This is a genomic window from Variovorax sp. RO1, assembly GCF_002849325.1.
GTDB lineage: Bacteria > Pseudomonadota > Gammaproteobacteria > Burkholderiales > Burkholderiaceae_C > Variovorax.
In genome coordinates this window covers 2,251,013-2,262,931 of sequence record NZ_PKMT01000001.1, presented here as the reverse complement: position 1 = coordinate 2,262,931, position 11,919 = coordinate 2,251,013, and the positions used below count along the sequence as shown (strand labels likewise).

At 66.3% G+C, this 11,919-nt stretch carries 11 protein-coding genes; all 11 read right to left on the bottom strand.

What is annotated here, in order from left to right; all coding sequences use genetic code 11:
* Positions 1 to 7 precede the first annotated feature (7 nt).
* The 11 genes from hflK to rlmN all read right to left on the bottom strand — a co-directional run bounded on the left by hflK (position 8) and on the right by rlmN (position 11,904).
* Positions 8 to 1,384 carry an FtsH protease activity modulator HflK gene (hflK, locus tag CY658_RS10725; protein ID WP_101490070.1) on the bottom strand — a complete coding sequence of 459 codons (1,377 nt, stop codon included), beginning with the start codon at positions 1,382 to 1,384 and terminating at the stop codon, positions 8 to 10.
* 74 nt (positions 1,385 to 1,458) lie between these two features.
* Positions 1,459 to 2,628 carry a GTPase HflX gene (gene hflX / locus CY658_RS10720; protein ID WP_101490069.1) on the bottom strand — a complete coding sequence of 390 codons (1,170 nt, stop codon included), beginning with the start codon at positions 2,626 to 2,628 and terminating at the stop codon, positions 1,459 to 1,461.
* A gap of 54 nt (positions 2,629 to 2,682) precedes the next feature.
* Entirely contained in the window at positions 2,683 to 2,928 is a 246-nt protein-coding gene (gene hfq, locus CY658_RS10715) for an RNA chaperone Hfq (RefSeq protein WP_056582504.1), read from the bottom strand.
* A gap of 164 nt (positions 2,929 to 3,092) precedes the next feature.
* Positions 3,093 to 4,436: a ribosome biogenesis GTPase Der gene (der, locus tag CY658_RS10710; protein WP_101490068.1), complete on the bottom strand. Its 1,344-nt coding sequence runs from the start codon at positions 4,434 to 4,436 to the stop codon at positions 3,093 to 3,095.
* A gap of 66 nt (positions 4,437 to 4,502) precedes the next feature.
* The gene (gene bamB, locus CY658_RS10705) at positions 4,503 to 5,645 is read right to left on the bottom strand and encodes an outer membrane protein assembly factor BamB (RefSeq protein ID WP_101490067.1); all 1,143 of its coding nucleotides are present in this window, start codon (positions 5,643 to 5,645) and stop codon (positions 4,503 to 4,505) included.
* A gap of 12 nt (positions 5,646 to 5,657) precedes the next feature.
* Positions 5,658 to 6,350 (bottom strand): YfgM family protein, encoded by a 693-nt coding sequence (locus CY658_RS10700; RefSeq protein ID WP_101490066.1) that lies wholly within the window; start codon positions 6,348 to 6,350, stop codon positions 5,658 to 5,660.
* Positions 6,351 to 6,356: 6 nt separating this feature from the next.
* Positions 6,357 to 7,667 (bottom strand): histidine--tRNA ligase, encoded by a 1,311-nt coding sequence (hisS, locus tag CY658_RS10695; protein ID WP_101490065.1) that lies wholly within the window; start codon positions 7,665 to 7,667, stop codon positions 6,357 to 6,359.
* 15 nt (positions 7,668 to 7,682) lie between these two features.
* Positions 7,683 to 8,963, bottom strand: coding sequence for a flavodoxin-dependent (E)-4-hydroxy-3-methylbut-2-enyl-diphosphate synthase (ispG, locus tag CY658_RS10690; protein ID WP_101490064.1), 1,281 nt, complete (start codon positions 8,961 to 8,963; stop codon positions 7,683 to 7,685).
* Positions 8,960 to 9,886, bottom strand: coding sequence for a helix-turn-helix domain-containing protein (locus CY658_RS10685; RefSeq protein WP_101490063.1), 927 nt, complete (start codon positions 9,884 to 9,886; stop codon positions 8,960 to 8,962). The genes ispG and CY658_RS10685 overlap by 4 nt, the downstream gene beginning before the upstream one ends.
* Complete coding sequence (gene pilW, locus CY658_RS10680; RefSeq protein ID WP_101490062.1) at positions 9,879 to 10,730, bottom strand: type IV pilus biogenesis/stability protein PilW; 852 nt, start codon at positions 10,728 to 10,730, stop codon at positions 9,879 to 9,881. The genes CY658_RS10685 and pilW overlap by 8 nt, the downstream gene beginning before the upstream one ends.
* A 4-nt stretch (positions 10,731 to 10,734) precedes the next feature.
* A complete protein-coding gene (gene rlmN, locus CY658_RS10675) occupies positions 10,735 to 11,904 on the bottom strand; it encodes a 23S rRNA (adenine(2503)-C(2))-methyltransferase RlmN (RefSeq protein WP_101490061.1) in 1,170 nt (389 codons plus the stop codon).
* Between the last annotated feature and the right edge of the window lie 15 nt (positions 11,905 to 11,919).

Genomic DNA, 11,919 nt, shown 5'->3' with positions numbered 1-11,919 from the left:
GCCTTTCTCAGCGCACGTCGCGGTCACGCGAGCGGCCGTCACGGGCGCGCACGTCGGTGGTGGCGGGAGCCACCGGGATCACCGACGACTGGGCCGGTGCGGTGCCGGCCACGTTGGGGCTGGCGGCGTCCACAGGTGTGGCTGCGTTGCCGCCGCCTTGCTGCATCAGCTTGTCGAGCGGCAGGTACAGCAGGTTGGAGCCCTGCTTGCTGTCGACCAGCACCTTGGTCGTGCTGGCATAGATCTGCTGCATGGCGTCGGTGTACATGCGGTCGCGCGTCACCTGCGGTGCCTTCTGGTATTCGGTCAGCACCGAGCTGAAGCGACCTGCGTCACCCTGTGCCTGCGCGACGATGCGCGCCTTGTAGGCCTCGGACTCTTCCTTCAGGCGCGACGAGGTACCGGTGGCCAGCGGCACGACGTTGTTGGCATAGGCCTCGGCGTCGTTCTTGGCGCGTTCGCGTTCCTGGCCGGCCTTGAGCACGTCGTCGAAGGCGGCCTGCACCTGCTCGGGCGGACGCACGCCGCCCTGCTGCAGGTTGATGCCAACGACTTCGACGCCGACCTTGTAGCGGTCGAGGATGGTCTGCATCAGTGCGCGCACGCGCGGTGCGATCTGGTCGCGCTCTTCGGCGAGCGCCGCGTCCATTTTCATCTTGCCGACCACTTCGCGCACGGAGCTTTCAGCCACCTGCACGATGGTTTCGGCGGGCGACTTGCTCTCGTAGAGCCAGGCGCGCGCGTCGCTCAGGCGGTACTGCACGGCAAACTTGATTTCGACGATGTTCTCGTCTTCGGTCAGCATGGCCGATTCACGCAGGCCGGTGGAACGCACGATGGCGTCGCGGCCCACGTCGGTGGAACGGATCTGCGTGGTCACCACCACCTCATGGCGCTGGATCGGGTACGGGAGGCGCCAGTTGAAGCCGGCGTTCACCGTCGACTTGTAGCGGCCGAACTGCGTGACCACGGCTTGCTGGCCTTCGTTCACGATGAAGAAGCCGGTGCCAAGCCAGATCAGGACCGCGACGGCGGCCACGAGGCCGACGCCGAAACCGGCATTTTTCATATCGGGCTTGTAGCCGTTGCCACCACCGCCGCCGGTGCCATTGGGGCGGTTGCCGCCACCCTTGCCGCCGCCGAAGAAACCACCGAGCTTGCGATTGAGGTCGCGCCAGAGTTCGTCGAGGTCGGGCGGGCCCTGATTGGGGCCCTGGCCGCGCGGGCGATTGCCGTTGCCGTTGTTGTTCTGGTTGCCGCTCGAAGGCGGCGGGATCGGGGCACCGGGGGGATCGGCATCGGGCGGCCGGTTGCCGGCCGGGCGGTCACCGTTGGAGGACGGCTCGTCGCCGCGACCCCATCGGCCATCGTTCAGATTGAACATGCCCAGAAACCCTCTCCGCGCTGGCTTTGCATTCATTCGCTTCGTTCTCGTGTCAGTGGCGGGATTGTGCCCAATCAAGGGGCCGCATCGTGCAATTCAGCGTCCGCCTCAGGGGTCATCGTATCGGCGACGGAACCCGACTGCCGGGCCAGCTCGGCCCGCAGCAGCGGCAGGCCTTCACCGGTCTTGGCGCTGAGGAAGATGCGGGGAACCTGCACGCCGTCGATTTCCATCTCGTCCTGCAGATGCAGCGGATGTTGCGCACTTTCAAGGGCGTCGAGCTTGTTGAACACCAGCAGTTGCGGCACGTCGCCCGCGCCAATGTCCTGCAGCACCGATTGCACCTCGGCCATCTGCTCGGGATAGTGCGGGTTGGAGGCGTCGATCACATGCAGCAGCAGGTCGGCATCGACCGCCTCCTGCAAGGTGGCCTTGAACGCATCGACCAGGCCGTGCGGCAGGTCGCGGATGAAGCCCACCGTGTCGGAGATCGACACCTGCCGGCGCGCGTCGCCCAGGTAGAGGTTGCGGGTGGTGGTGTCGAGCGTGGCGAACAGCTGATCGGCCGCATAGGCGCGGGCCTTGACCATCGCATTGAAGATCGACGACTTGCCCGCATTCGTGTAGCCGACGAGCGAGATGTTGAAAGTCTCGCGGCGCTCGCGTTGGCGACGCTGTGTGGTGCGCTGCTTCTGCACCTTGGCCAGGCGCTCGCGCGTGCGCTTGATCGACTCGTTGATCATGCGACGGTCGAGCTCGATCTGCTTCTCGCCGGGGCCGCCGCGCACACCTGCACCGCCGGTCTGGCGCTCCAGGTGAGACCAGCGACGGACCAGCCGCGTGCTCAGGTACTGCAGTCGAGCCAATTCGACCTGCAGCTTGCCTTCGTGCGAACGGGCGCGCTGGGCAAAGATCTCAAGGATGAGGAAGGTGCGGTCGTAGACCGCGACATCGAGCTGGCGTTCGAGGTTGCGCTGCTGCGCTGGGCTCAACGACTGGTCGAAGATGACCTCGCTCGCCCGGTGCATGGCGGCGAGTTCCTTGATCTCCTCGGCCTTGCCGCTGCCGACGAAAAGCGCCGCATCGGGCGCCTTGCGCTTGCAGGCCAGGCGGGCGACGGGCGTCAGGCCCGCCGTTTGTGCGAGCAGGCCGAGTTCTTCGAGCTCGCTGTCGAAATGGGGCAGCCCGAAATCGACGCCGACGAGAACGGCGGCGCCTTCCTGGCGGGGGATCGAATCAGACAAGCGGAATCAGAATATGGAAAAAGCGCGGCGGGGTTACCGCCGCGCTCCGCGCGATCAGGCAGCGGCGTCGTCGTTCTCGTTGGCCGAGAAGTTGACGGCACGACCCGGCACGATGGTGGAAATGGCGTGCTTGTAGACCATTTGCGTCACTGTATTGCGGAGCAACACGACGTATTGATCGAAGGACTCGATCTGGCCTTGCAGCTTGATGCCGTTCACCAAATAAATGGAAACCGGCACATGCTCGCGACGCAAGGTGTTCAGAAACGGGTCTTGCAGAAGTTGCCCTTTATTGCTCACGATATTCTCCGTGTTCAAGAGTAGTTGTTGGAGAGATGACCTTAACACAGGGTTTCTGCGCCGCAGCAATCGGGGTCAAAAGCCTTGAGAAAATAACGGTTCTCAAAAGACGGAACTTCCACTCCAGCTGCAGCTCATCGGCTGCCATCGGCAGCCAAGTGAGCTCACTTGTCCTTGTCTGCAAACGGATTTTGCGAGCTTTTGAACTGGATCCGCAAGGGCGTGCCCACGAGGTCGAATTCCTTGCGGAAACGCCCTTCCAGGAAACGCTTGTAAGCGTCGGTCACGTGTTCCAGCGAATTGCCATGAATGATGATCACGGGTGGATTCATGCCGCCTTGGTGCGCATAGCGCAGCTTGGGCCGGTACATGCCGCCGCGTTGGGGCGCCTGGAATTGCACCGCCTCCAGCAACAGGCGCGTCAGCACCGGCGTCGACATCTTGCGCGTGGCCGACTTGTGGGCCTGCGCAATGGCCTGCCACACCGGGCCGAGGCCCTGCCGCTTGATGGCCGAAATGAAATGCAATGACGCGAATTTAAGGAACGGCAGCCGGGTTTCGATCTGCCGCTGGATCTGCTCGCGCTGGTAGCTGTCGACCGCGTCCCACTTGTTGATGGCGATCACCACGGCACGTCCGCTTTCGAGGATGTAGCCGGCAATGTGGGCGTCCTGGTCGGTCACGCCCTGCGTGGCGTCGAGCAACAGCAGCACCACGTTGGCCGACTCGATGGCCTGCAGCGTCTTGACCACCGAGAACTTCTCGATCGCCTCGAACACCTTGCCCTTGCGGCGCAGGCCGGCGGTGTCGATCAGCTCGAAGTGCTGGCCGTTGCGTTCGAACGGCACCGAGATGGCGTCGCGCGTCGTGCCCGGCATGTCGAAGGCCACCAGGCGCTCTTCGCCGAGCCAGGTGTTGATCAGTGTGGACTTGCCGACGTTGGGCCGGCCGGCCACCGCCAGCTTGATCGGCTTGTTGACGTCGTCTTCGTCTTCCTCGTCGTCCGGGTCGGGCAGATTCAGCGGCTCGAGCGCCAGTTCGACCAGGTCGCGCATGCCCTGCCCGTGCGCCGCGGACACGCCGTGCACGTCGCCGAAGCCCAGCTCGTAGAAGTCGACCAGCTTGGTGCCGTCGTGCATGCCCTCGGCCTTGTTGGCCGCCAGCACGCAGGGCTTGCCCAGCCGGCGCAGCTCGTTGGCGATGTCGTGGTCTTGCGCCGAGAGGCCTTCGCGGGCATCGACCACGAAGATCACGACGTCGGCCTCGGCCACGGCCTGCCGCGTCTGCTTGGCCATTTCCTTGTAGATGCCGCTGCCGGCATCGGGCTCGAAGCCGCCGGTGTCGATCACGATGAACTCGTGCTTGCCCAGGCGGCCGTTGCCGTAATGGCGGTCGCGCGTGAGGCCGGCGAAGTCGGCAACGATGGCGTCGCGCGTCTGGGTCAGGCGGTTGAAGAGCGTCGACTTGCCGACGTTGGGACGGCCGACCAGGGCCACGACCGGCTTCATGGCCGGCCTTTCGATGGCGCGGTTTTCATGGTCGGGCCTTGGAAGTAAGAGAAAGACAAAAAATGATTATTCAGGGCGGTAACCGAAGACGCCGCCCTTCGCGGTCACGACAACCACCGTGTTGCCGGCCAAGACCGGCGTCACGGTGATGGCCGAGCCATCGGGGGTGACGCGATTCAGCAGCGCACCGTCTTCGCGCGATACGAAGTGCAGCGTGCCGGTGCTCTCGCCGATGATCAGCGAACGGCCCACGGCCAGCGGCGCGGTCAGCTCGCGGTTCTTGAAGCGGCTCATCTGCCAGGCGCGTTCGCCGTCGGCGCGGCGCCAGGCGGTGACGCTGCCGTCGGATTCGGTGCCGTAGAGAAAGCGCTCGTCGCCGCTCACGCCGTCAGCGCCCGAGGCCGGCTTGCTCCAGAGCAGTTGGCCACGCAGGGTGTCGACGCAGCCGACGCTGGCGTAGTAAGCGCGTGCGCAGACCGTGTCGCCGTAGCGGCTCACGCTGCCGGTCAGGTCGACCAGGCGTTCCACGTCGTTGGTGCCGCGCGGCGCGGCGATGGGGGCTTCCCAGCGCGAGCTGCCGTTGCCGGGGTTCATGCCGACGAGTCGGCCGCCCAGACCGGCAACCAGCGTGTCGCCGACCGCGATCAGCACGCCCGACTTGCGCAGCACGAGGTTCTCGCCCGGGCGCTGCTGCTGCCACAGGCGGCGGCCGCTCTGGCCGTCCCAGGCGCTGACGCTGCGGTCGGCGGTCTGCACGAAGACGCGGCGGCCGGCCACCAGCGGTGCGGTGAAGGCCTGCGCCGACAGGCGCTGCTTCCACAGCACCTTGCCGTTTTCGATGGCGACCACTTCGTTGTTGGTGGTGACCACGGCCGTCAGCGAACCGTCGCTGCCGACGCCAGCCGCCAGCGGCGCACCCGCGCTGGCGCGCCAGGTCTCGCGACCGGCGCGGGCGTCGATAGCGACGACCGTGCCGTCGCTGCCTGCCACGGTCACGATGTCGCCGCTGACATCGGCGGTGAGCGGGAATTCGACGCCCGGAATCCGCACGTTCCAGACCTGGCGCACGCCCATCAGGGACGGGTTGGCCGGCAGTTCGGCAGGCTTGGGCTTGCCGGAGCCCGAGCAGGCGGCCAGTAGCGCGACCAGAACAAGAGCAGAACCCGCGCGCAGGGCGGTCGATTCAGGCATGAAACGCTTGAAATTCATGAGGGTGTGCGATCAGGAGTTCTTGGGGACGGCGGGCGTCACGGTGACGGTCGGCGCCAGGGTCTTCGGGTCGACACCGACCGCGTCGAGCTTGATCTCGACCAGCCGGCGGTAGTCCGAGCCAGCGCCAAGGCCGGTCCAGGCCTTGCGGTACTCGGCCTGAGCCTCGTCGCGCTTGCCTTGCGCCATGTAGATGTCGCCCTTGCGGTCGGCCACCAGCGGTTCGAATTCGGTCGGCACCTTGCCGTCGAGTTGCTTGAGCGCGTCGTCATAAGACTTGGCATCGAGCAGTTCGGCCGCGAGCCGCAGCTTGGCGATGGCCTGGTAGCCCGGGTCGACGGCGTTCTGCGCGACCCAGCCCAGCGCGGCGCGCGAGCCGTCGGCATTGCCCTTGTCGAACAGCGTCTTGGCGACCAGCAGGCCGGCTTGCTGTGCGTAGGCGGTGCCTGCGAAGCGTTCCTTCATGTCGGTCATCACGCGCTGGATGCGCTCGACGTCGCCGGACTGCGTGCTGCGTTCGACCTCGTCATAGAGAGCCGCGGCCTGGGCAGCCTTGGTGCGCTGGTAGTACTGCCAGCCGTTCCAGGCCACGAAGGCGCCGGCGACGAGCAGCACGGCCCAGGTGATCAGGGTGCCGTAGGTGTTCCAGAAATGCTTGAGCTGGTCGAGCTGTTCCTGTTCTTCGAGGTCGAGATGGGTGGCCATGCGCTGTCAGAGGTTGGGAGCCGGCGATTGTAGGGTGGCGGCCCAGGTGGTCACTTCAGCAAGTGAGCGGGCGGACTGCGCAACGCTGGCGTCGCGCAAGGCCTTGAGAGTCACTTCACCGCGTGCAAGTTCATCGGCGCCGAAGATCAGGGCATAAGCGGCACCGCTGGCGTCCGCCTTTCGCATCTGCGCCTTGAAGCTCGCAAGGCCTTCGGCCGTGCTGGCGTGCATCTGCACGCGCACGCCGGTTTCACGCAGCTGCTGCAGGGCACGCAGCACGACGGGCATCGAGGCGGCGTCGGGCACGATGGCATAGACGTCAGGCACCGGCGCGGGCACTTCGGCGCCCTGCTCTTTCAGCAGATCGAGCACGCGCTCGACGCCGATGGCCCAGCCCACCGCGGGCGCCGGCTTGCCGCCGATCTGGGCGATGAGGTCGTCGTAGCGGCCACCGGCGCACACCGTGCCCTGCGCACCGAGACGGTCGGTCACGAACTCGAACACCGTGAGGTTGTAGTAGTCAAGACCGCGCACGAGGCGCGGATTGATCGTGAAGGCGATGTCGTTGGCCTTGAGGATGGCCTGCAGCCCTTCGAAGTGCGCCAGCGATTCGGCGCCGAGGAAATCGATCAGCTTCGGCGCCGACTCGACCACCTCTTTCATCGCCGGATTCTTCGTGTCGAGGATGCGCAGCGGGTTGCTGTGCAGGCGGCGCTTGCCGTCCTCGTCGAGCTTGTCGGCGTGCTGCTCGAAGTGGGCGATGAGTTGGGCGCGGTGCAGCGCACGCTCGGCCGGCTGGCCCAGGCTGTTGAGCTCCAGGCGCACGTCGGTCAGGCCGATGGCCTTCCACAGCGCGGTGGCCAGCAGGATCAGCTCGGCGTCGACATCGGGCCCGGCAAAGCCGAGCGCCTCGGCGCCGATCTGGTGGAACTGGCGGAAGCGCCCGCGCTGCGGCTTTTCGCGGCGGAACATCGGGCCTGTGTACCAGAGGCGCTTGGGGCCTTCGTAGAGCATGTTGTGCTCGATCACGGCGCGCACGAGGCCGGCCGTGTTCTCCGGGCGCATCGCCAGATGCTCGGCCTGCCCATGCTTGTCCGAGCGGTCTTCGAAGGCGTACATCTCCTTCTCGACGATGTCCGTCACTTCGCCGATGCCGCGCACAAACAGCGCCGTGTGCTCCAGGATCGGGGTACGGACGTTGCGGTACGCATAGCGCCCCATCAGGTCGCGCACGATGGCTTCAAGCCATTCCCAGCGCGCCGATTCGGGCGGCAATATGTCGTTCATGCCTTTGACGGCATTCAGTTTTTCAGCCATGAGTCTGCGGAGGTGTCAGGCCAGGACAGCGTGTTCGCTGCCGAAGCGCTTTTCGATGTAGGTTTCGACGAGCTGGTGGAACTCGTTGGCGATATTGTCGCCGCGCAGCGTGAGGGCCTTTTCGCCGTCGATGAAGACCGGCGCGGCCGGCGCCTCGCCGGTGCCGGGCAGGCTGATGCCGATGTCGGCGTGCTTGCTCTCGCCGGGACCGTTGACGATGCAGCCCATGACGGCCACCTTCAGCGTCTCGACACCCGGGTACTTCTTGCGCCAGACCGGCATCTGCTGACGCAGGTAGTCGTCGATCTGCTTGGCAAGCTCTTGAAACGTGGTGCTCGTGGTGCGACCGCAGCCCGGACAGGCCGTGACGCTCGGCACGAACACGCGCAGGCCCAGGGCCTGCAGGATTTCGTTGGCGATCAGCACTTCCTGCGTGCGCGACTCGCCCGGCTGCGGCGTGAGCGACACACGAATGGTGTCGCCAATGCCCTCCTGCAGCAGGATCGACAGTGCCGTGGCCGAAGCCACCGTGCCCTTGGTGCCCATGCCGGCTTCGGTCAGGCCCAGGTGCAGCGGGTTGTCACAGCGCCGCGCGAGTTCGCGGTACACCGAGATCAGGTCTTGCACGCCACTCACCTTGCACGACAGGATGACCTGGTTGCCGGCCATGCCCATCGACTCGGCCAGCTTGGCGGATTCAATGGCCGAGGTGATCAGCGCCTCGTACATCACCTGCTTGGCATCCCAGGGCGTGGCGCGCTGGCTGTTGATGTCCATCAGGCTGGCAAGCAGTTCCTGGTCGAGGCTGCCCCAGTTCACGCCGATGCGCACCGGCTTGTTCCAGCGCATGGCCGCGTCGATCATCTGGCCGAACTGCTTGTCCTTCTTGTCGCCCTTGCCCACGTTGCCGGGGTTGATGCGGTACTTGCTCAGCGCTTCGGCGCAGGCCGGATAGTCGGTGAGCAGGCGGTGGCCGTTGTAGTGGAAGTCGCCGATCAGCGGCACGTCGATGCCCATGCGGTCGAGCTGCTCGCGGATGTAGGGCACCTGCGCGGCGGCTTCGGGCGTGTTGACGGTGATGCGGACCATTTCGGAGCCCGCAATGGCCAGTTCCTTGACCTGGATCGCGGTGCCAATGGCATCGACCGTGTCGGTGTTGGTCATCGACTGCACGCGCGTGGGCGCGTCGCCCCCCACCGTGACCGTGCGCGGTCCCCAGACCACGCTGGCCTGGCGTGAGCGGCGCGCCTTGGGCGCAGCCGATTCAATGGGTTGAGGAGTGCAGTCGGTTGTCACGATTTCACCTCGAAACGCGCCACGCCGCCTCCGCGGGTGACAGGCTTCAGATCGTAGGGCTTTCCGTTCACCTGCACATCGACCGCCGATGCGCGACCGATCACCACGGACAGCGGCAGCGTGCCGGACAGGCCGACGGTCTCGCCGACCTGCAGGCTGCGGCGCAACAACTGCTTGCCACCGGCTTCGGTGACGGTGACCCAGCATTCTTCGCGCGCCACGAGGACGAGTTGCTGGCTGCTGGCAGTGCTGGTGTTGGCCACGGCCGCCGTGGGTGCGGAGGCCGGGGCGGCTGGCACGGCAGCCACCACGCCAGCGGCCGGTGCGGCGCCCACCGGGCCGGTCGGCGCCACGGCCTGCGTCGGCACGGGCTCCGAGACGCCCCCTTGATCGGCAGGCGGCATGACCTCGGCATCGTTCTTGGCGGTCAGTCGGGAGACGGAGGCGCCGATCTGGTCGAACGCCGATTGCGGCATCCAGAACAGCACGCCGGCACCGATCAGCAGCAGGACCACGACCGTCAGCAGCGCACGCGACGGCAGGCCGCCGGAGCGCCCACCGTTCCAGCGCGGCGTGCCGGAGAGCACGCGGGCATTCAGCGTGCGATTGGTTTCGGCCAGCGGAGCGCGTTGCGCCCCCGGCAGCTTGGCGAGCACGGGCGCCGGATCGATGCGCAGTGCGCGGCACACGCTGCCGGCCAGGGCCCGGGCGAACACCGGGTCGGGCAGCGAGGCGATGTCGTCGGCCTCGAGCGCGAGCAGCTTTTGCGGCGGCACCTTGAGCGCGGCGGCCACCATCTCGATGTGCAGCCCGTGCGCTTCGCGCGCCTCGCGCAACATGTCGCCAGCCGTCTTTTCCACGACGTCGCCTTCGGCCAGCGGCAGTGCCGCAGACGTCCCGAACTCCGAAACCCGTTCAGTCATTGAAATTCCCGCGCTCGTATGCCATTGCCTCCCGCGATTGAGGGAAACGTCGTTGCAGTTGACCGCCCAGCTGCGCGACAGCCTCGCGGTTGTTGAGCTTCCGTTCGATCTTGACGCCGAGCCACAGCGTCTCGGCATTGGCCGACGGGCTGTTGTTGACGCGGCGGACGTAGAACTGCGCACGCGACCACTCTTCGCGCTGCGCCAGCACCGAGGCCAGGTTGAAGCCGATCACCGGATTGCTGGCATCGAGTTCGTAGGCCTGCAGCAGGCTGCGCTCGGCCTGCGGCCGCTGGCCGGCCTTGAGCTCGCAGACCCCTTGGGTCATGAGCGTCTTGGCGCGGTCGGCATAGCTGGGCACGGCCAGTGCCGCGGCAAACTGCTGTGCGGCGTCGCCGTAGCGGTTCTGCTGGCACAGCAACCAGCCGTAGTTGTGGCGCGTGTTGGCGTCGCGCGGATTGATCGCGACGGCGCGGCGGAAACTGTCTTCGGCCTGGGCCGCATCCTCGAGCCGCATGTAGACGAGGCCGCGCAGGCTGTAGGCGTCAGCATAACCGGGGTCGATGGCCAGCACCTGCTTGAGCTCTTCAAGGGCGACCGAGTTTTGGCCGTGCTCGAAGTAGCCGGCGGCCAGTTCCATCCGCAGACGGGCACGCCGGCGGTTGTTTTCGTCGGTGTCGGTCACGACAGTGGTGCCGCTGTCGGCCCCACTGCCGACAAGCCCGGTGGTGGTGGTTCGCGTGTTGACGCAGCCCGCGAGAAGAAGCACCACGGCGACGCTCGCGATTCCTGCGCTCAGCACTCGCTGCGCGCTCGCGGTCGTCGTCGGTAAGGCCATGCTCATTGCGTCAATGCTCCTGGGGAACGGTTGGTTTGGGGGTCTTGGCGCGGGGCGGGTGCAGAACGACGGGGCGCTCGGCCACCGCCGCACGGCGCTGGGCCATGCGTTCGGCCGCACGGGTGCGGTCTTTCACGTCGCCGGCGAGTTGTCCGCAGGCGGCGTCGATGTCGTCACCGCGCGTCTTGCGCACGGTGGTCACGAGGCCGGCTTCGCTCAGCGTGCGGGCAAAGGCCAGCACGCGCGGTTGCGGCGAGCGCAGCAGGCCCGACGCCGGAAACGGGTTGAATGGAATCAGGTTGAACTTGCACGAGACCCCATGGGTGCGCACGAGTTCGATCAGTTGCCGCGCATGCTCGGGCAGGTCGTTGACGCCATCGAGCATGCAGTATTCGAAGGTGATGAAATCGCGCGGCGCATGCACGAGGTAGCGCTTGCAGGCCTCGAGCAGTTCGGCGATCGGGTACTTGCGATTGAGCGGCACGAGGTCGTCGCGCAGCGCATCGTTGGGCGCATGCAGCGAGACGGCCATGGCCACGGCGCAATCGGTGCCCAGGCGGTCGATCATCGGCACCACGCCGGAGGTCGACACGGTGACACGGCGACGCGACAGCCCGTAGGCGTTGTCGTCGAGCATCGTGCGCAAGGCGGGCACCAGCGCCGAGTAGTTCTGCAGCGGCTCGCCCATGCCCATCATCACCACGTTGGAGATGACGCGCTCATTGCGTTTGAGGTGCTTGCGCAAGAAGTGCTCGGCGAACCAGAGCTGGGCGACGATCTCGCCCGTGGTGAGGTTGCGGCTGAAGCCCTGATGCCCGGTCGAGCAAAAACGGCAGCCCACGGCGCAACCGGCCTGCGACGACACGCACAGCGTGCCGCGATCGTCTTCGGGAATGAACACGGCCTCGACCGCATCACCACCGCCGACGTCGAACAGCCACTTGATCGTGCCGTCCTTGGATTCATGCTGCGTGAGGACCGACAGGGCCTCCACGCGCGCGGTGGTCGCGAGTTTCTCGCGAAGCGACTTCGCCAGATCGGTCATCTGGGTGAAGTCGCTGGCGCCACGCTGGTGGATCCAGCGAAACAGCTGCGTGGCGCGGAATTTTTTCTCGCCGAGTTTTTCGCAGAACGCAGCCAGCCCGTCGAGATCGAATTCGAGCAGATTGGCTGTGGTCATGAATTCAGGCGAGAA

Bases quoted from the DNA above. Each gene is read 5' to 3' on its own strand.
- bamB (WP_101490067.1), bottom strand. From the start codon at position 5,645: ATGAATTTCAAGCGTTTCATGCCTGAATCGACCGCCCTGCGCGCGGGT.
- rlmN (WP_101490061.1), bottom strand. From the start codon at position 11,904: ATGACCACAGCCAATCTGCTCGAATTCGATCTCGACGGGCTGGCTGCG.
- hisS (WP_101490065.1), bottom strand. From the start codon at position 7,667: ATGGCTGAAAAACTGAATGCCGTCAAAGGCATGAACGACATATTGCCG.
- pilW (WP_101490062.1), bottom strand. From the start codon at position 10,730: ATGAGCATGGCCTTACCGACGACGACCGCGAGCGCGCAGCGAGTGCTG.
- hflK (WP_101490070.1), bottom strand. From the start codon at position 1,384: ATGTTCAATCTGAACGATGGCCGATGGGGTCGCGGCGACGAGCCGTCC.
- CY658_RS10700 (WP_101490066.1), bottom strand. From the start codon at position 6,350: ATGGCCACCCATCTCGACCTCGAAGAACAGGAACAGCTCGACCAGCTC.
- der (WP_101490068.1), bottom strand. From the start codon at position 4,436: ATGAAGCCGGTCGTGGCCCTGGTCGGCCGTCCCAACGTCGGCAAGTCG.
- CY658_RS10685 (WP_101490063.1), bottom strand. From the start codon at position 9,886: ATGACTGAACGGGTTTCGGAGTTCGGGACGTCTGCGGCACTGCCGCTG.